This window comes from Tamlana sp. I1 (genome assembly GCF_015355625.1).
GTDB lineage: Bacteria > Bacteroidota > Bacteroidia > Flavobacteriales > Flavobacteriaceae > Pseudotamlana.
In genome coordinates this window covers 114555-134761 of record NZ_JACLAF010000012.1, presented here as the reverse complement: position 1 = coordinate 134761, position 20207 = coordinate 114555, and the positions used below count along the sequence as shown (strand labels likewise).

The 20207-nt window shown below is 34.6% G+C and carries 19 protein-coding genes; 14 read left to right on the top strand and 5 right to left on the bottom strand.

Annotation, left to right across the window (positions count from 1 at the left end):
- The first annotated feature begins 54 nt into the window (after positions 1–54).
- The 10 genes from H6X70_RS12500 (at position 55) to rimO (ending at position 8055) form a co-directional block, all read left to right on the top strand.
- Positions 55–1383: a dihydrolipoamide acetyltransferase family protein gene (locus H6X70_RS12500; protein ID WP_194768027.1), complete on the top strand. Its 1329-nt coding sequence runs from the start codon at positions 55–57 to the stop codon at positions 1381–1383.
- 98 nt (positions 1384–1481) lie between these two features.
- Positions 1482–2258 (top strand): 3'-5' exonuclease, encoded by a 777-nt coding sequence (locus tag H6X70_RS12495; RefSeq protein ID WP_194768026.1) that lies wholly within the window; start codon positions 1482–1484, stop codon positions 2256–2258.
- Between the two features lie 142 nt (positions 2259–2400).
- Positions 2401–3012, top strand: a complete 612-nt coding sequence (locus H6X70_RS12490) for a fumarylacetoacetate hydrolase family protein (protein ID WP_194768025.1) — start codon at positions 2401–2403, stop codon at positions 3010–3012.
- Positions 3013–3354: an Hpt domain-containing protein gene (locus H6X70_RS12485; RefSeq protein ID WP_194768024.1), complete on the top strand. Its 342-nt coding sequence runs from the start codon at positions 3013–3015 to the stop codon at positions 3352–3354.
- The gene (locus H6X70_RS12480; protein ID WP_194768023.1) at positions 3354–4604 is read left to right on the top strand and encodes a competence/damage-inducible protein A; all 1251 of its coding nucleotides are present in this window, start codon (positions 3354–3356) and stop codon (positions 4602–4604) included. Before H6X70_RS12485 ends, H6X70_RS12480 begins: the two co-directional genes overlap by 1 nt.
- Before the next feature lie 81 nt (positions 4605–4685).
- Positions 4686–4922 (top strand): 50S ribosomal protein L28, encoded by a 237-nt coding sequence (gene rpmB, locus H6X70_RS12475; protein ID WP_194768022.1) that lies wholly within the window; start codon positions 4686–4688, stop codon positions 4920–4922.
- Between the two features lie 30 nt (positions 4923–4952).
- Complete coding sequence (gene rpmG, locus H6X70_RS12470; protein ID WP_007648529.1) at positions 4953–5135, top strand: 50S ribosomal protein L33; 183 nt, start codon at positions 4953–4955, stop codon at positions 5133–5135.
- Between the two features lie 48 nt (positions 5136–5183).
- On the top strand, positions 5184–5336 hold the full coding sequence (locus H6X70_RS12465) for a DUF4295 domain-containing protein (protein WP_194768021.1): 153 nt from the start codon (positions 5184–5186) through the stop codon (positions 5334–5336).
- Between the two features lie 179 nt (positions 5337–5515).
- Positions 5516–6490 (top strand): signal recognition particle-docking protein FtsY, encoded by a 975-nt coding sequence (ftsY, locus tag H6X70_RS12460; protein WP_194768020.1) that lies wholly within the window; start codon positions 5516–5518, stop codon positions 6488–6490.
- A gap of 260 nt (positions 6491–6750) precedes the next feature.
- Positions 6751–8055 (top strand): 30S ribosomal protein S12 methylthiotransferase RimO, encoded by a 1305-nt coding sequence (gene rimO / locus H6X70_RS12455; protein WP_194768019.1) that lies wholly within the window; start codon positions 6751–6753, stop codon positions 8053–8055.
- Positions 8056–8836: 781 nt separating this feature from the next.
- On the opposite strand, the gene ttcA is transcribed toward rimO, so the two are convergent.
- Positions 8837–9604 carry a tRNA 2-thiocytidine(32) synthetase TtcA gene (ttcA, locus tag H6X70_RS12450; protein WP_194768018.1) on the bottom strand — a complete coding sequence of 256 codons (768 nt, stop codon included), beginning with the start codon at positions 9602–9604 and terminating at the stop codon, positions 8837–8839.
- A gap of 204 nt (positions 9605–9808) precedes the next feature.
- On the opposite strand from ttcA, the gene H6X70_RS12445 reads away from it, so the two are divergent.
- From H6X70_RS12445 to H6X70_RS12435, 3 genes are all read left to right on the top strand, one after another.
- Positions 9809–10486, top strand: a complete 678-nt coding sequence (locus tag H6X70_RS12445) for a peptidoglycan DD-metalloendopeptidase family protein (RefSeq protein ID WP_194768017.1) — start codon at positions 9809–9811, stop codon at positions 10484–10486.
- A gap of 84 nt (positions 10487–10570) precedes the next feature.
- The gene (locus H6X70_RS12440) at positions 10571–11035 is read left to right on the top strand and encodes a DNA breaking-rejoining protein (protein WP_194768016.1); all 465 of its coding nucleotides are present in this window, start codon (positions 10571–10573) and stop codon (positions 11033–11035) included.
- Between the two features lie 254 nt (positions 11036–11289).
- The gene (locus H6X70_RS12435) at positions 11290–11505 is read left to right on the top strand and encodes a hypothetical protein (RefSeq protein WP_194768015.1); all 216 of its coding nucleotides are present in this window, start codon (positions 11290–11292) and stop codon (positions 11503–11505) included.
- Between the two features lie 151 nt (positions 11506–11656).
- On the opposite strand, the gene secA is transcribed toward H6X70_RS12435, so the two are convergent.
- The 3 genes from secA to H6X70_RS12420 form a co-directional block, all read right to left on the bottom strand.
- A complete protein-coding gene (gene secA, locus H6X70_RS12430) occupies positions 11657–15013 on the bottom strand; it encodes a preprotein translocase subunit SecA (RefSeq protein WP_194768014.1) in 3357 nt (1118 codons plus the stop codon).
- A gap of 168 nt (positions 15014–15181) precedes the next feature.
- Positions 15182–15403, bottom strand: coding sequence for a DUF2795 domain-containing protein (locus H6X70_RS12425; protein ID WP_019387375.1), 222 nt, complete (start codon positions 15401–15403; stop codon positions 15182–15184).
- Positions 15404–15760: 357 nt separating this feature from the next.
- Positions 15761–16333 carry a cob(I)yrinic acid a,c-diamide adenosyltransferase gene (locus H6X70_RS12420; RefSeq protein ID WP_194768013.1) on the bottom strand — a complete coding sequence of 191 codons (573 nt, stop codon included), beginning with the start codon at positions 16331–16333 and terminating at the stop codon, positions 15761–15763.
- 209 nt (positions 16334–16542) lie between these two features.
- Here H6X70_RS12420 and H6X70_RS12415 point away from each other — a divergent pair, with 209 nt between their 5' ends.
- Complete coding sequence (locus tag H6X70_RS12415) at positions 16543–18705, top strand: DUF5723 family protein (protein WP_194768012.1); 2163 nt, start codon at positions 16543–16545, stop codon at positions 18703–18705.
- A gap of 554 nt (positions 18706–19259) precedes the next feature.
- Here H6X70_RS12415 and H6X70_RS12410 read toward each other — a convergent pair.
- The gene (locus H6X70_RS12410) at positions 19260–20033 is read right to left on the bottom strand and encodes an O-methyltransferase (RefSeq protein ID WP_194768011.1); all 774 of its coding nucleotides are present in this window, start codon (positions 20031–20033) and stop codon (positions 19260–19262) included.
- Positions 20034–20207 lie beyond the last annotated feature (174 nt).

Sequence of the window (20207 nt, the reverse complement as noted above, 5' to 3'; positions counted from 1 at the left end):
TATTTTCAGTAATTTTGCAACTGTAAATTCAAAATCAAGTATTACATTATTAATATGGCAAAGTTCGAACTTAAGTTACCGAAAATGGGAGAAAGTGTTGCAGAAGCAACCATAACATCTTGGTTAAAAGAGGTTGGAGACTCTATTGAAATGGACGATCCCGTACTAGAAATTGCAACAGATAAAGTAGATAGCGAAGTGCCTAGTGAAGTTGATGGCGTGATTTTAGAGCGCTTTTTTGATGTGGACGATGTAGTTCAAGTAGGGCAAGTTTTAGCTATTATTGAAACCGCTGGTGAAGAGGAAGCTGAAAATGATTCCAGTGAAGATGAAACTGTAGAAATTACTGAAGCACAAGAAAAAGCAGTTGAAGAAATTACACAAACCATTACAACTGTTAAAGAAACAGTAGCGCCAGCGATTACAAGTGGCGATAGATTTTACTCGCCTTTAGTTAGAAATATTGCAAAAGCTGAAGGGGTTTCACAAGCAGAATTAGATGCCATTGTTGGATCAGGAAGTGAAGGGCGCGTTACTAAAAGTGATATTTTAAATTATATTCAAAATAAAGATACCAAGCAACAACCTGTAGTTTCTAAAGTTGAAACGCCTGCTGTTCAAACTAAACCAGTTGCAGATACTAAACCAGAAGTTGCTCCTGTAATTGCTAGTGGCGAAGATGAAATTATCGAAATGTCTAGAATGGGAAAACTTGTAGCAAATCATATGATTGATTCGCTACAAAGTTCGGCTCATGTACAGAGTTTTATTGAAGCCGATGTTACCAATGTTTGGAATTGGAGAAAGAAAGTAAAGGATGGCTTTATGAAACGTGAAGGTGAAAATTTAACTTTTACTCCCATTTTTATGGAAGTTATTGCTAAAGCGCTACGCGATCATCCTATGATGAATATTTCTGTGCAAGGTAATACCATTATAAAGAAGAAAAATATCAATTTAGGAATGGCAGCAGCTTTGCCAGATGGTAATTTAATTGTGCCTGTTATAAAAAATGCCGATCAACTTAATTTGGTGGGTATGACAAAACAGGTGAATGATTTAGCCAACCGAGCGCGCCAAAATAAATTAAAACCAGACGAAATTCAAGGCGGTACATATACCGTTACCAATGTTGGAACATTTGGTAGTATTATGGGAACGCCTATAATTAATCAGCCACAAGTGGGTATTTTAGCCCTAGGAGCCATTCGTAAAGTGCCAGCGGTTATAGAAACCCCAGAGGGGGATTTTATAGGGATTCGTTACAAAATGTTCTTGTCACATTCTTACGACCATCGCGTTGTTAACGGTGCACTTGGCGGTATGTTTGTAAAATCTGTGAAAGATTATCTAGAGGCTTGGGACAGCCAAAGAGAGGTTTAAAAACTTCAACATAAACAATTACAAAACCTAACCATTAAACGGTTAGGTTTTTTTATTTTTGTGAAAACAACTATTTATTGAACTTATAAAGCAAACTCATGCAGTTAAACCTTAGCAAACCCATCTGTTTTTTCGATTTAGAAACCACAGGAATCAATATTACAACCGATCGTATCGTTGAAATTTCAATATTAAAAGTGTTTCCAAACGGAAATAAAGAAAGTAAAACGTGGTTGGTAAACCCAGAAATGCCAATTCCTGCCGAGGTAACTGCTATTCATGGTATTTCAAATGAAAAAGTGGCTAACGAGCCTACTTTTAAAGAATTGGCTAAGGATGTTTATAACATGATTAAAGATTCTGATTTGGGTGGTTTTAATTCCAACCGATTTGATATTCCTTTATTGGCTGAAGAAATGTTGAGAGCTGAGGTAGATTTCGATATGAAAAATCGTTTAGCTGTTGATGTGCAAACTATTTTTCATAAAATGGAACAGCGTACTTTAAGTGCGGCTTATAAATTCTATTGTGATAAAAATTTAGATGATGCGCATAGTGCTGAAGCCGATACCATGGCGACATACGAAGTTTTAAAAGCACAACTTTCAAAATATGATGAACTTGAAAATGATACCAAGTTTTTGGCAGAGTTTAGTTCACGAAAAAAGTTTGCCGATTTTGCAGGTTTTATCGCTTTCAATAAAAAAGGTGAGGAATGTTTTTCTTTCGGAAAGCATAAAGGTAAATTGGTAACCGAGGTTTTAGAGAAAGAACCAGGTTATTTTGGATGGTTATTAAATGCCGATTTCCCGTTGTATACCAAAAAAGTGTTAACTGCCATAAAATTGAGAAGTTTTAATAATAAGTTAGGGTAGTTGATTCTTTGCAATGAACAATTATCAATGAGCAATTATCAATGAGCAATTATCAATTATCAATTATCAATGAGCAATGAAAAATTGACGATTTGTTATTCTCAATAGACACTAATCAATAATCAATCAAAAAATAATTCGAGTGAAACTTATCTGCATTGGTCGTAATTATACCGAACATATTAACGAACTGGAAAACGAAAAGCCTTCAGAACCAGTAATTTTTATTAAACCAGACACGGCAATTCTTCTAAAAAAACAACCTTTTTTTATTCCCGATTTTTCAGATGATGTGCATCATGAAGTGGAAGTATTGGTAAAAATAAATAGGGTCGGGAAGCATATCGATAAGAAATTTGCGCATAAGTATTATAATGATATTAGTTTGGGTATCGATTTTACGGCACGCGATTTACAAAGTCGGTTAAAGGCTAAAGGATTGCCATGGGAAAAGGCAAAATCTTTTGATGGGGCAGCTGTTATTGGACAATGGATCTCTAAAGATGAATTTGCTGACATAAATAATATGTCATTTTCTTTAAAAAAGAACGAAAATTCTGTACAAATCGGAAATACAAGGCACATGCTATGGAAAATTGATGAAATCATAGAATATGTGTCGAAATATTTTACTTTAAAGATTGGAGATATTATATTTACGGGCACGCCCGCAGGCGTTAGCCGTGTTTGTGCAAATGATAAACTAACAGGATTTTTAGAAGACCGAGAAATGTTTTCGATAACAGTAAAATAAATGGAGCAGCATTACAAATTATTTAGAGTAAGAGAATTGGCCGATAATGATGAAGATTTTATCGCCGCTTTAGCTGAGGCTTTTTTAGTAGAAGTGCCAGAAGATGCCGAAAGGTTAAAAAAAGCAGTTTCAGAGAAAGATTATTATAATGCCTATCAAGCTGCACATAAAATGAAGCCAACCATCGATTTATTTGAATTAGGCATTTTAGATACCTTAATTGAAGTTCAAGATTGGGGTAAATTCGAAAAACGCGACCAAGATATTACAACACAATTAAATACAGTACTTACTGCGGTAGATAATACAGTAGCCGAAATAAAGTCAGATTTTAGTTTATAATGACAGCAGAAATAATAACCATTGGCGACGAACTTCTAATTGGTCAGGTTATTGATACAAATTCTGCGTTTATAGCCAAACATCTTAATAAAATTGGAGTTTCGGTTTATCAAATCACTTCCATTCAGGATGATAAAGAACATATTTTAAACGCTTTAAAAGAAGCCGAAAACAATGTTGACATAATCATTCTTACAGGTGGCCTAGGACCAACCAAAGATGATATCACGAAAAAAACAATTGCCGAATATTTTAACGATACCTTAGTTTTAGAGCCATCGGTTTTAAAAAATATAGAATCCATTTGGAGTCAACATGTTAGAACCCAATTGCTTCAAGTTAATAAAGATCAAGCACTAGTGCCTTCACAATCCAAGGTTTTAATGAATACTTTGGGAACTGCTCCTGGCATGTGGATGGAAAAAGATGAAAAAGTCTTTATTTCGCTTCCAGGTGTGCCTTACGAAATGGAAAACCTTATACAAAACGAGGTTATTCCTAAGTTAAAAAAGAAATATAAATGCCCTTACATTCTTCATAAAACACTTTTGGTTTACGGTATAGGAGAAAGCGCCTTAGCTGATAGAATTGAAGTTTGGGAAGATGCTTTGCCATCACATATAAAATTAGCTTATTTACCTAGTTTAGGGCTTATGCGTTTGCGTTTATCTACCAAAGGATTTGATGGTGAATTTCTTAAAAAGGAAGTTCAAAATCAAATAGATCAGGTAATTCCTTTAATAAAAGAAGAGTTTGCTGGTTTGGAAGATGAAGAAGGGTCGGTTGAAATTATAATTGCCAAGCAACTCACTAAAATAGGTAAAACCTTGGCTATAGCCGAAAGTTGCACTGGTGGTTCTGTTGCCGAGCGATTTACGGCAAACCCTGGTGCTTCAGCATATTTTAAAGGCGGCTTGGTAACCTATTCAACAGAGTCAAAAATTAATGTTTTAAAGGTTTCAAAATCGAAAATAGATCAATTTTCAGTAGTTAGTGCGCAAGTTGCAGAGGCTATGGCACGTAATGCACGAAAATTATTTCAGTCGGATTATGGGGTTGCAACCACAGGAAATGCAGGGCCAGAAAAAGGCGATTCGGATGCCGAAGTAGGCACTGTTTTTATTGCTATTGCTACAGAAAACGGCGTTTATTCTCAGGAATTTAACTTTGGAAACTCAAGAATTAAAGTGGTAAATAAGGCCGTAAATAAGGCTTTAGAAATGCTACTGAAAGAAATTTTTAAAAATTGATTAAATTTTCGTTGTTAGAATATAAAGTATTTGTATATTTGCACCTCGATTTTAAGCAACAAGAAATTAAAGTTATATAGAATGTCAAGAGTTTGTGAACTTACAGGAAAGAAGGCAATGGTTGGAAACAACGTGTCTCATGCATTAAACAGAACGAAAAGAAAATTCAATGCGAATTTGTTAAAGAAACGTTTTTACATTCCAGAAGAAGACAGCTGGATAACTTTAAAAGTTTCTTCATCTGCTTTAAAAACTATCAATAAAATTGGTATTTCTGCAGCAATTAAAGATGCAAAATCTAAAGGATTTTTAAAATAATAGCTGTTAGTTATTTAATAAGAAAAAGACATGGCAAAGAAAGGCAATAGAATACAAGTAATCTTAGAGTGCACAGAGCACAAAGAATCTGGACAACCAGGAACTTCAAGATATATTACTACGAAAAACAAAAAGAACACGCCAGATAGAATGGAGATTAAAAAATTTAATCCTATTCTTAAGCGTATGACAGTTCATAAAGAAATTAAATAATTAGACATTTTTACAAACGTAAAAATGCCAATAATACCAATATAGGTCATGGCAAAGAAATCAGTAGCATCATTACAAACAGGATCTAAAAGATTAACTAAAGCAATAAAAATGGTTAAGTCTCCTAAAACTGGAGCTTATGTTTTTGTTGAATCGATTATGAGTCCAGAAAAAGTTGACGAGTTTTTAGCTAAAAACTAAAACATTTCGTTTCAAGATATTATAAGCTGCTTTCTATACGAAAGCAGCTTTTTTATTTTTATATTTGATATGGATTTTACGTTTCCTGACATATTAACAGTTTGTTAAATGTGGTAAGGATATTGACATAGCAATTAGTAAGTTAACAAATTACGAACCATCTTATAAACGACCCAACCATGAGTTTTTTTAAAAAAATATTTTCCTCTGAAAAAAAAGAAACCTTAGATAAAGGATTAGAAAAATCTAAATCTAGTTTTTTTGATAAATTAGGTAAAGCTGTAGCAGGGAAGTCTAAAGTCGATGATGATGTTTTAGATAATCTTGAAGAAGTTTTAGTTTCTAGCGATGTTGGCGTAAATACAACTTTAAAAGTTATAGAACGTATTGAGGAACGCGTTTTAAACGATAAATATTTAGGAACCGATGAACTTAACAGAATTCTTCGTGAAGAAATCGCAGGTTTATTAAGTGAAACAAATTCTGGAGAAGAAACCGATTTTGTAATTCCTAATCTCCCAAAACAAGCCGATGGCTCAAAAACACCTTATGTTTTAATGGTTGTTGGGGTAAATGGAGTGGGGAAAACGACCACCATCGGAAAACTTGCTTACCAATTTAAAAAACAAGGTTTAAAAGTTGTTTTAGGAGCTGCCGATACCTTTAGAGCTGCAGCCATTGATCAGCTTCAAGTTTGGGCAGACCGTGTTGATGTACCTATGATACGTCAAGAAATGGGAAGTGATCCAGCTTCTGTGGCTTTTGATGCTTTACAATCTGGAGTTACTCAAAATGCTGATATCATTATTATTGATACCGCAGGTCGTTTACACAATAAGGTAAACTTAATGAACGAATTAACCAAAGTGAAACGCGTTATGCAAAAAGTAGTTGGCGATGCACCTCACGATGTGTTATTGGTTTTAGATGGCTCTACAGGTCAAAATGCCTTCGAGCAAGCCAAGCAATTTACAGCAGCCACCGAAGTGACTTCTTTAGCTGTTACCAAATTAGACGGTACTGCAAAAGGTGGTGTGGTGATTGGTATATCAGACCAATTTCAAATTCCTGTTAAATATATTGGTGTTGGCGAAGGGATTGAAGATTTACAAGTTTTCAATAAGTTCGAATTCGTCGATTCTTTTTTTAAGTAACAATATTCCTGCGAAAGCAGGAATCTCATCAATTCTAGGATTTAACACTAAGTAACTTTAAGGAAAACAGTTGTATGCCATAAACTTTATACGCTATACCTAAAGCCTACAGCATTTGCAGACACAGCAACTCTGGAACTGTGCAACTTTGAGTCTTTGCAACTCTGAATCTCTGAGCCTTTGAGACTCTGAAACTTTGGCACTTTGCCACTTAATATCCTAAATCATTCCGTATCTTTGCGCCCTGATTTATTCAAATTATGCGTACAAAAACTCTAAAGAAAAATAAAATTAACGTGGTTACTCTGGGATGTAGCAAAAACGTTTACGATAGTGAGGTTTTAATGGGACAATTAAAAGCTAGCGGAAAAGATGTGGTGCATGAAGAAGAAGGCAATGTGGTGGTTATTAATACCTGCGGATTTATTAACAATGCAAAGGAGGAAAGTGTGAACACCATTTTAGAGTATATGCAAAAAAAGGAAGATGGTGAAGTCGATAAAGTTTTTGTAACGGGCTGCTTAAGTGAGCGTTATAAACCAGACTTACAGAAGGAAATTCCTAATGTGGATCAGTATTTTGGAACTACCGAACTACCTGGGCTATTAAAAGCTTTGGGTGCCGATTATAAGCATGAATTGATTGGTGAGCGTTTAACTACAACGCCTAAAAATTATGCTTATTTAAAAATTGCCGAAGGTTGTGATAGACCATGTTCTTTCTGTGCTATTCCAATTATGCGTGGTAAGCACAAAAGTACACCTATTGAAGATTTAGTTATTGAAGCTGAAAAATTAGCGGCAAACGGGGTTAAAGAATTGATTTTAATTGCTCAAGATTTAACTTATTACGGATTAGACTTATATAAAAAACGTAACCTGGCCGAATTACTTGAAGCCTTAGTGAAGGTTGACGGTATCGAATGGATTCGTTTGCATTATGCCTTTCCAACGGGATTCCCAATGGATGTTTTAGATATTATGAATCGCGAACCAAAAGTTTGTAACTATTTAGATATTCCATTACAGCATATTTCAGATGATATCCTAAAAAGTATGCGTCGTGGAACCACTAAAGAAAAGACAACAAAATTAATTCAAGAATTTCGTGCTAAAATACCTGAAATGACAATTAGAACGACTTTGATTGTTGGTTATCCAGGTGAAACTGAAGCAAATTTCCAAGAATTAAAGCAGTGGGTAAGCGATATGCGTTTTGAACGTTTAGGCTGTTTTACTTATAGTCACGAAGAGAATACGCATGCCTATAATTTAGAAGATGATGTTCCTGAAGAAGTGAAAATTGATCGCGCTAATCAAATCATGGAAATTCAATCTCAAATTTCATGGGAGCTGAATCAACAAAAAATTGGGCAAGAGTTTAAAGTGGTTATCGATAGAAAAGAAGGTAATTATTTTGTTGGACGTACCGAGTTTGATTCGCCTGATGTGGATAACGAAGTTTTAATTGATGCGACTAAAACCTATTTAAAAACCGGTGAGTTTGCTAAGGTAAAAATTATCGAAGCTGAGGATTTCGATTTATACGGCGAAGTGGTTTCTTAGTAAATGCTTATGCGCTGTCATGCAGAAGGAGGTACGACTGAAGCATCTTATCCCTAGAAGTTTATATGGTCTTCGAGAGGAATCGAAAACATAGGGTGTTGATTTGTAACAGTTTATGTCTATTCTCGAACTGAAATAGCGTTTTTTTGTCACTTCGAGTGATTCCGATTTTTCTTCGGAATTGTATCGAGAAGTTTTTGATAACGTTGTAATTTTTCTTCGTAATAGTCTTTTAACTAGTATAAGATTCTCGATACAATGCTCCTAAGGTCGCATCACTCGAATTGACAAAGGATTGCAACCGCAGCACATTTATTGTACTTAAGGTTTGATTTGTAATAGTTTATGTCTATTCTAGAACTGAAATAGCGTTTTTTTTGTCACTTCGAGTGATTCCGATTTTTCTTCGGAATTGTATCGAGAAGTTTTTGATAACGTTGTAATTTTTCTTCGTAATAGTATTTTACTAGTATAAGATTCTCGATACAATGCTCCTAAGGTCGCATCACTCGAATAGACATAGGATTGCAACCGCAGCACATTTATTGTACCTAAGGTTTTATTTTTTGAAGCCGATAACGTAGAGTATTGATTTATAGAGGATTCTAAACTCCGCTCGAACACCCTATAAAGTAGATAAGTTTCTATCTCCCATAACACACGGCTACTTTTATTTCGCCGTAAGGAGAAATCTTCTCGTTAAGGAATATTCTATTTTTAAATGAGATTCCTATTGCGTATCGGAATGACAAAAAAACAGGGGTTTTATAATTTTAAAAACCTATTCCAAAACATCAAAATCATAAATGTTCTTATCCAAGAGGTGAGAAGGCGATACATTCTGCAAAGCATTCAGCATAACCGAACTTCTGTCAGGAAATTCATTTTCCCATTGACTAATCATTTCCTTTACTTTTTTACGCTGCAAATTTTCTTGAGAACCACATAAATTACAAGGAATTATAGGGAAGTCCATATGCTGGGCGTAAACTTCAATATCTGATTCTTTGCAAAGGGCTAACGGACGTAAAACAATTAAATCGCCAGCATCATTCTTAAATTTTGGAGGCATGGATTCCAGTTTACCGGCAAAAAAGAAATTCAGTAAAAACGTTTCAATAATATCATTTCTATGATGACCTAGTGCTAGTTTATTACAGCCTAAATCTTTTGCGGCTTCATAGAGGGTACCACGTCGTAATCTGGAACAGAGGCTGCAGGTGGTTTTACCTTCAGGCGTTTTTTCCATAACCACTTTATAGGTGTTTTTTTCAATGATTTTATAGGGTACGTCTAAAGCAGTTAAATATTCAGGAAGTACATGTTCAGGGAAACCAGGTTGTTTCTGATCTAAATTCACAGCTATAATTTCAAAAGAAATGGGAGCCACCTTTTGAAAGTGCAACAACATTTGAAGCAAGGTGTAACTGTCTTTTCCACCAGAAAGACATACCATAATACGATCACCATCTTCAATCATTGTATATTGTTTGATGGCCTCGCCTGTAGCGCGATGTAATTTTTTAGTAACCTGTTCCATACTTTCCATCTTGCAAAAGTATTACTTTATGTCATATTCTGGAATTATAAATAACAACTAATTTTCAGTAAAATATGATGTCAGCATCATCTTAACCTAGTGCTTTGATTTATGTTGTTAACTTATGATTTCAATGTGAAATGCAGTATTTTGCTTTGCTTAATTTTACAAAACTTCGCTTAAATTATAAATGCTAAAACAACTTGTGTTATCATGGATGTAAATGTTATAGAAGATATTATTAAACGCCTAGAGCAGCCTATAAAACTTTTTGAAGCTTCTAAATATGTGCCTATAGATTTATCGGTTACTAATAGTGCCTTTTCAAAAGTCAATTTGAATTCTGTTGAGCAATTTAGTGCTTATATCGATAACTTTCTTGCCAATCATGAGGCCGAAGTAGCTTATGGAGGTTATTTGGAAGTACGCAATATTTATAAACGCAGTTCTTATTTTTTAGAGGAAAACCGCGATGCACGAAATATACATTTGGGTGTGGACTTTTGGTGTCCTGAGAGCACACCCGTTTTAACACCTATTACGGGTAAGGTTCATAGTTTTAATAACAATATGAATTTTGGCGATTATGGCCCAACTATTATATTACAGCATGAGGTAGGAGGCCATGTATTTTATACACTTTACGGCCATTTAAGTTTGGCGTCCATTAACAGCATAGAAGTAGATCAACCTTTTAATCAAGGTGATAAAATAGGAAGTCTTGGTGATGCTTCAGTCAACGGGGATTATCCACCGCATTTGCATTTTCAAATCATAAAAAATATTCAAGATTATAAAGGTGATTATCCAGGTGTTTGTAGTAAAAAGGATTTAGATTTTTATTCTGAAAATTGTCCGAATCCAGAACGGTTGTTAAATTTGGAATCCTAGCTTTCTTCAACTAAATTATTTTTAAGTTTAATCTATGTTCTTGTTTTTTTCGTACATTTAATAAAAACATTAATTTAAAAACTTATGAAAAATTTTAATCCATTAAACAGTAATAGCACTTTTAAAGCACCCTTATTAAAAAAATTAAGCTTTAGTATTTTAGCTGTTTTATTCGCGTTTTCTAGTTTACACGCGCAATCTGCTTCTATTAAAACCGAGCAGGTTCATTTTGAAAAAGGAACAACAGGTACCTTTATAGAATCAAGTATTAAAGGTGAACATATTGTCGATTATAAAATCAATGTGCGTAAAGGCCAATTTATGAATGTGAGTATGGTAACCGATAATACGGCAAATTATTTTAATATTATGGAGCCAGGGGAAGAGTATGTTGCTATATATAACAGCTCTATGGACGAGAACATGTTTGAAGGTGAATTAGCAAAAAGTGGTGATTATACCATTCGTGTTTATTTAATGCGTAGCGCAGCAAGACGTAATGAAAAAGCAAATTTTAAGTTAGAAGTAAACGTAAGTTCTGAAGACTAGTCACTTTAATTGGTGCGTTTTTGATTTAGAAATTAATAAATTTTATTTAAATCCCGGTAGTTAATAGCTGTCGGGATTTTTTGTGTTATAGCGTTTTTAATTTGAAGTAGTTTCTTGAATTTTTATAAAAGCCAAATTAATAACTTGTTTTCTCTAACCACATGGTAATCTTATAACATATAGACAAACTCATGTAATGTAAATACTTTGGTATGATTGTAACTTGCACTTATAATAATTTAAAAACAATTAAGATGAAAAAAGCACTTATATTACTTACAAGTATTACCATTTTTGGGTTAGTTAGTTGTGGTGAAAAGAAGGAGAAAGAAACTGTTGTTATTGAAAAAAAAGTTGAAGCGCCTAAAACTAAAGAATCCGACGGAACATCGCTAAATATTAGTAGTGATGGTGTTGAATATTCTTCTAAAGACGGGAAAAAGAAAACAGAAATCTCTATTACAGATTAAAATCATAGCTTAAGTTTATTAAGTCTTAGCTAGCAAGCCATATGAAAATGTATTAGCTTCATGCTTAAATAAAAAAATCCCGATAATTTTCTTATCGGGATTTTGATTTGATTTGAAATCTTTATTTATAAGATTGCTGCGTTCGCAGGAATTAATCTTCAATTAAAACCCATTCGCCTTTGGCTAATAAAGGTTCTGCTTGCTTATATTTCATGGTTTTGTTTTCACCATTCATAATGTGTTTTATAGTAACACGATCGTTACGACCAATTTTTGGTTTATCACGAACAACAGTTTCAATAACTTCTGGCTGACGTTGCGTATTTCCTGCAGCTCTATTTTGAGCTGAACGCTCGTCTAAATTAGGAATTTCGTCTTTTTGTGTTTGTAATTTTTCCTTAGCACGTGTTTCTCTAGCTTCGTGAATGGTATTTTGTGTTTCTTGTGGTAATTCACCTTTAAATAAGAATGAAATCACATCTTTATTCACTTGGTCAATCATGGCTTTAAATAATTCAAAAGCTTCAAACTTATAAATTAATAAAGGATCTTTTTGCTCATGCACTGCCAATTGTACCGATTGTTTTAACTCGTCCATTTTACGTAAATGCGTTTTCCAAGCATCATCAATAATGGCTAAGGCGATATTCTTTTCAAAATCGGTAATTAATTGTTTACCGTTGGTTTCGTAGGCTTTTTCAAGATCGGTAACAACATTTAAACTTTTAATACCATCTGTAAAAGGCACCACAATACGTTTGAATTTATCGCGTTGCGTTTCATATACATTTTTAATTACAGGGAAAGCGATGTCTGCATTACGATTCATTTTTTCTTTGTAATGATCGAAAGCTGCTTTGTATATTTTTGCTGTAATATCTTGTGCTGAAAGTTTACCGAATTCCGCTTCAGAAATAGGCGAACTCATAGAGAAATAACGAATCAATTCAAATTCGAAATTTTTAAAATCGTTTGCTCCTTTATTAGTTTCCGAAATCCCTTCCGAAGTATCGTAAAGCATATTGGCAATATCCACACGAAGACGCTCACCGTGTAATGCGTGGTGACGACGTTTGTAAACTACCTCACGTTGGGCGTTCATCACATCATCATATTCTAATAATCGCTTACGTACTCCAAAGTTATTTTCTTCAACTTTTTTCTGAGCACGTTCGATAGATTTTGAAATCATTGAATGCTGAATCACTTCACCTTCTTGTAATCCCATTTTATCCATCATTTTAGCGATACGTTCGCTACCAAATAAACGCATTAAGTTATCTTCTAGCGATACGTAGAATTGAGAACTTCCTGGGTCTCCTTGACGACCAGCACGACCACGTAACTGTCTGTCTACACGGCGCGAATCGTGGCGCTCGGTACCTACAATGGCTAAACCACCTGCTTTTTTAACTTCTTCAGATAATTTAATATCGGTACCACGACCTGCCATATTTGTTGCGATGGTTACCTGTCCGGCATTACCAGCTTCGGCAACAATATCAGCTTCACGTTTGTGTTGTTTCGCGTTTAATACATTGTGAGGTATTTGTCTGATGCTAAGCATTTTTCCTAATAACTCACTTATTTCTACAGACGTTGTACCAATTAATACAGGGCGTCCTGCTTGTGATAATTGGGTAACTTCATCGATAACAGCGTTGTATTTTTCACGTTTTGTTTTATAAACTAAATCCTCTCTATCATCACGAGCAATAGGGCGGTTGGTTGGAATTTCAACCACATCTAATTTATAGATTTCCCAGAATTCTCCAGCTTCGGTAACCGCAGTACCCGTCATACCCGAAAGTTTGCGGTACATTCTAAAGTAATTTTGAAGTGTTACTGTTGCAAAAGTTTGGGTAGCATCTTCAATTTTCACATTTTCTTTAGCTTCAATCGCTTGGTGTAAGCCATCGCTATAACGACGCCCATCCATAATACGACCGGTTTGCTCGTCTACAATCATAACTTTATTATCCATCACCACGTATTGGGTGTCTTTTTCAAATAAAGCGTAGGCTTTTAAAAGCTGATTTAATGTGTGAATACGTTCTGATTTTACACCAAAATCTTTGTATAACTCTTCTTTAAGAACAGCTTCTTCTTCCGCAGGTAAACCTTGGTTTTCAATTTTGGCAATCTCGATACCTATTTCAGGTAATATGAAAAAGTCAGGATTGTCTTTTCCAGAAATGTACTCAACACCTTTATCGGTTAATTCAACTTGATTGTTTTTTTCTTCAATAACATAGTACAATTCGGCATCAACCTTAGGCATTTCGCGGTTGTTGTCTTGCATGTAAAAGTTTTCGGTTTTTTGAAGCAGTTGTTTTACACCATCTTCAGATAAAAACTTAATAAGGGCTTTGTTTTTAGGAATACCGCGATATACACGAAGCAGTTGAAAACCACCTTCTTTAGTATCGCCAGCTTTAATAAGCTTTTTGGCTTCGGCTAAAACGCCTGTTAAATATTTACGTTGTACCGATGTAATATCGTCAACCTTAGGTTTTAACTCGTTAAACTCGTGAAAATCGCCTTTAGGAATTGGTCCAGAGATAATTAATGGTGTACGTGCATCATCAACTAAAACAGAATCGACCTCATCGACAATGGCATAGTGGTGCGGACGTTGTACTAAATCTTCTGGAGCGTGAGACATATTATCACGTAAGTAATCGAAACCAAACTCGTTGTTGGTTCCGTAGGTAATATCGGCGTTATAGGCCTTTCTTCTAGCTTCAGAATTTGGTCTGTGGTAATCAATACAATCTACGCTTAACCCATGGAATTGGAAAATAGGAGCCATCCATGCGCTATCACGTTTTGCTAAATAATCATTTACAGTTACCAAGTGCACGCCTTTTCCAGCAAGCGCATTTAAGTAAACAGGTAAGGTAGCTACTAAGGTTTTACCTTCACCAGTTTGCATTTCGGCAATTTTACCTTGGTGCATGGCAATACCACCTATAAGTTGCACATCGTAATGAATCATGTCCCAAGTGATGGCTTTTCCAGCGGCATCCCAAGAGTTAGCCCAAATGGCTTGATCGTTTTCTAAAGTAACATAATTGTGTTCGGCAGAAATTAATCGGTCAAACTCATTGGCTGTAACTTGAATGGATGTATTGTGTACAAAACGTTTAGCGGTTTCTTTTACTACTGCAAAAGCTTCAGGTAATATATCGTTTAAAACATCTTCAGTAACTAAATAGGCATCGTCTTTAAGCTTATCAATAGCTAGGTAAATATCTTCACGTTGGTCGATATCCTCGGTAGTTTCGGCTTCTTGAGTTAAGTTTGCAATTTGTGTATCGATGTCTTTATTAGCCTCGGCAATTTTGGCTTTAAACTCTGCCGTTTTCGCCCTTAATTCATCATGCGATAAAGCTTCTAAAGCAGCTTCGAAAGTTTTAACTTTAGATACAAGTGGCATAATGGCTTTTACATCTTGTTTTGATTTGTCGCCAACAAATACTTTTAATACAGAATTTAAAAGATTCATGAGAGTTAATTTATGTGTTAATCCTAGCTATGTTTAGGATGGTCTTATATGTTTTATTTTTTCTTTTTTTGATGCTTTTTAAAGGCTACCAAAGATACATTATGTTTAAAGATTAAGATAAAAAAAAGCCTCAAATTGAGACTTTTTAACTATTCTTTATAATATTATTTAATATTCGTCCTCATTCCAAAGGTAATCTTCATCAGTGGGATAATCGGACCAAATTTCTTCAATTGAATCATAAGAGTCTCCTTCATCTTCAATAGATTGTAAATTTTCTACAACTTCTAAAGGCGCTCCTGTTCTAATTGCGTAATCTATCAGCTCATCCTTTGTTGCTGGCCAAGGTGCATCACTTAAATAAGATGCTAATTCTAATGTCCAATACATTTCTTACGTGTTTAATTTTGTGCAAAAATAAATTTTTAGTTTAAACAGACAAGAAAAAAATGAATTATTTCATGGTCATTTTACTTTTATTTTTTAATAAATGTAAATAAAAGCGTATCTAACCTCTGATCCGCGACGTTTTAGTTTAAAAATCTTATAAAAATGCTCAATGGGCTTATAAGTTTTGTTTTAAACTTAGTTAATCATTAATTATAAGAACGTTTTTTTAATTTAGTCTTTAGTCTTTAGTCTTTAGTCTTTAGTCTTTAGTCTTTAGTCTTTAGTCTTTAGTCTTCGGTCTCCCGTCTTCGGTTTCCCGTCTCCCGTCTTCCATCATCGGTCTCCCGTCAAAAAAAACTAATGCTTCTCAGGAATCCACTTAATTTCATCTGCTCGTAAGTCATAAGTCAACTTCCGTGCCAACACAAAAAGGTAGTCCGATAAGCGGTTTAAGTAGGTTAGTGCGTTGGCTTCAAACGGTTCTAAATCATTGAGTTGAGTTGCTAGTCGTTCGGCTCTACGACAAACACATCGGGCAATGTGACAGAATGACACGGTTTGGTGCCCACCTGGTAAAACAAAATGCGTCATGGGCGGTAGGGCTTCATTCATACTGTCCATTTCATGCTCTAGGCGTTCAATATCTTCAGTAGAAATTTTAGAAATATTTAAACGATCCTTACCATTTTTTAAAACAGCCTTTTCAGGATCGGTGGCTAAAATAGCACCGAGCGTAAATAAGCGATCTTGAATATGAATGATTAAATCTTTATACTCTTGATGAATGGCCTGATCGCGAATTAAACCTAAATAGGAGTTTAGTTCGTCAACCGTACCGTAGCTTTCAATTCTAATATGGTGTTTTGGTACACGTGTGCCTCCAAATAAAGCTGTAGTACCTTTGTCGCCTGTTTTTGTATATATTTTCATGGTTTAGTATTCCTTATCTGTATTTATTTTATACAGCGCTTGTGTTTTCAAAGTTAGCTGATATCAAAGAAAAGCCAAAATGGTTTGCCATTTAGATAGAAGGTTGCTTTATAAAAGCATTTTTTTAGGTTTTCTTTAACACAAAAGTATTATTTTAGCCACGAAAAATTAAAATCTAAACAATTTTCAAACAAATCAAATTAATTTCTATGAAGAAAATTATTTTATTATTATTGGTTGTAATTTCTCCTATGTGGCTGCAAGGGCAAGCATTTCAAGGATTTCTTACAGACAATTACAGTGGTGTAAATAGTGTGGTTATAAACCCCGCTAATATTGTAGATTCACGATTTAGAGCAGACATTAATCTTATTGGCGTAAGTGCTTTTGGAGGAAATGATTATGCTGGTGTTAACATTTTAGACGTCACTAAATCGGGTTACGATTTCGACTCAATGGCTAATACCTACCCAACAAATAATAATAACGGTATTATTAATATTGATGTTATGGGGCCTTCGTTCATGTTTAATATAAACAGTAATAGTTCGATAGCTGTTTTTACAAGAGCACGTTCTTTTGTTAATATTCATGATATTAATGGTGAAATTGTAGATGATCTTGAAAATGATGATACCGACGATTTTTATTTTGATGGAGGTAACCTTAAAACAGCTGGAAATGGCTGGGCAGAACTTGGTGTGACTTACGCTCGCGTTATTTTAAATGATAGAACCAAGTTTTTAAAAGGAGGTTTAACCGTGAAATATTTACAAGGTGGTGGAAGTGCTCACATATCTGGTAATAACTTAACGGTAGACTATGATGCTGATGGCGGTGGACCTGATAATGGTAGTTTTGATACTACAGGTGAATTAACCTATGCGAGTTTCGATACTTCTTTTGATGAGGATGGTTACGAGTATGAATTGCCAAAAGCTACAGGTGTAGGCTTCGATTTAGGTTTTGTTTACGAATGGCGTACCAATTATCCAGATTATAGAAGAACTGCTGCAGACGGGTCGACCTATTCGCTTAAAGACCAAAATAAGTACAAGCTTAAATTAGGACTTTCTATTACCGATATTGGTCGTATTAACTATAAAGATGGCACAGAAGAAGTTTATGAAGTTAACAACTCATTTACAGAAGATGATTTTGATAACGCCGATAACCTTGAAGACTTTTTAAATACTTTTTATACCTTAAAAAGTTCTACAAAAGGTTTTAAAGCAACTTTGCCAACGGCATTACATTTTACTGCAGACTGGAGTTTTACAAGACGTTTATATGTAAACTTAAACACCGATTTATCTTTAATTTCAAAAAACAAGTTAGGAGCAAGCCGTATTGCTAATACCGTTTCTTTAACACCGCGTTTTGAAAGCAAAATATTTAGTTTCTACTTGCCAATGGGTATTGTACAATACAGTGGTTTTCAAGCGGGAGCAGGACTTAGATTCGGGCCACTATATCTTGGTTCAGGGTCTGTGTTATCTGCTTTAGTAAGTGATAATAGCAAAGCTGCTGATGTTTATGCTGGTATTAAAATTCCTATTTATCAAGGTAGAGAAAAAGATAGAGATGAAGATGGTGTAATTGATAAATTAGACGCTTGTCCTAAAGTGCCAGGTCCAATTGAAAACAATGGTTGTCCTTGGGAAGATACCGATGGTGATGGTCTTTTAGATAATGTTGATGAATGCCCTAAAGAAGCTGGTCCACAGGAAAATAAAGGGTGTCCTTGGGGAGATAACGATGGCGATGGTGTTTTAGATAATGTTGATAAATGTCCTAATATAGCAGGTTCTCTAGAGAATGATGGTTGTCCTTATGCGGATTCTGATGGCGATACTGTTTTTGATAATGTTGACCAATGTCCAGATGTTCCTGGCCCAATTGAAAATAACGGTTGCCCTTGGAAAGATACTGATGGCGATGGAGTAGCAGATAAAGATGATAATTGTGTTGATGTACCAGGAACTGTTGAAAATAATGGTTGTCCTGCAGTTACAGAAGCGGTATTAAAAACTTTAAGTGCTTACGCAAAAACAATCTTATTTCACAACGGAAAATCTACTCTTAGACCAGAATCTAAAGAGGTTTTAGATAATATTGTTGGTATTTTAAACGAATATCCTAACGCTAAGTTTAACATTGATGGCCATACTGATAGTTCTGGTAGCGATGCTTTAAACCTAAGATTATCTGAAGAGCGCGCTAGTACAGTAATGAATTACCTTATTGAAAATGGGGTAGGTGCTAGCCGATTAAAAGCTACTGGTTACGGAGAATCAAGTCCGATTGATGATAACTCTACAGCTGAAGGTAGAAGAAACAACAGACGTGTTGAAGTTAATTTAGTGAAATAATTAACCACACAAAAACTTAAAAAGTCCATAATGTTTTTATGCATTATGGACTTTTTTTATGGTTAATTTTTACTGGCGTATAAGCAAGAAGTAGAACATTTACAAAAGTTGTGGTTAGGTTAAACAGCCTTCAGGTTTTTAAAACATTATTGTTCGGAAGATGAAAGCTCTTATGTTTTTAACCCTCCTAATTTCGATTTCATCGAAATTTTCCTCCCTTCAAAACGAAGAGAGGAGCAAATTTTATTAATGTTTTATAAAACAAACTAAATCTAATTAACCTATTTTAATTAAAATTTTGTGTTCCGAACACTTCTGTTTTTAAACCTGAAGGGTCTGTAAAAACTGCGATTATGGAAGGGGTATATTTTTTCTTTTATAGATTATCTGCGATTTTGCATAAATAGAACAATTGCTAATTGATCCTAATGAAGATCTGTTGATTTCAAGCTATTCGGGAAGATTCTAGAAGTGGTATTTAAAGTTCTTGTCTTCGCTCGAACAGGCTAATATTCTAGATTATAAACTTAAGTTATATTGAAATAGAATAGATATTAACAACGAATCACAAAATCTTCCTTCACTTGTTCTTTTCTAAAAAAGATGAATCCCCAAAAAAACGTGTTGATGCTCACGGTAACTTTGGGGTGTTTTTTAATTTGTTCCCAAGCTTCAGTCATGCCTTCAGACCAATAAATATCATCAAAAATAAAAACAGAATCGTTATTTGCAGTTTGTAATAAAGTTTCAAAATAGTGTAGTGTGGCTTCTTTTTGGTGGTTGCCATCAAAGAAAATAAGATTGTAAGAGTTGGATTTCAGATTTTCAATGGCTTCATTAAAATCACTGTAAATCACTTCTATATTTTCTAAATTGTGCTTTTTGAAGTTGTTCTTAGAAAATTCAGCAATATTATTACAGCCTTCAATAGTTGTAATTGTAGATTCAGGCTTTCCTAAGCTTAGTGCGTGTGTGGCAATGCCTAACGAGGTGCCCAGTTCCAAAATATTTTCGGGTTTAAAATAGGCAGATAAGCGATACAGTAGTTTAGCACGTTTGTTGGTTGTTCCTGCGTTTTTTGCCATTTGTGAAACAGTTCGTTCTTCCTGTTTCATAACCTGTGAGCCAGCGCCTAAATCGGTGACCTGTATTTTACTTTGGTCTTGTAAAAGGGCTTTTTTGTAGTTAAGAATGTTTTTATAAGCTGCGTGTTTTTTGCTGTCGTAAAAACATAAGGTCACTAAATTGTATACAAAAGGGGAGTGCACCCCATGTTGGTTTTTAGATTTTAGTAGAAACTTTATGTATTGTTTTGCTTGATATAGCATTTTTTAGTAATTCAAAAAAAAAAGTGTTGTTACAAGGAGATTCACAGAGTTTTTATAGAGTTTCACAGAGAACCTATTAGTGGATGTTGATTAGTTTTTAATAAAAATATAGCATGTTTTTTTGATTCATTCTTCAAGTTTTTAATTTCCATCAACCATCAACCATCAACCATC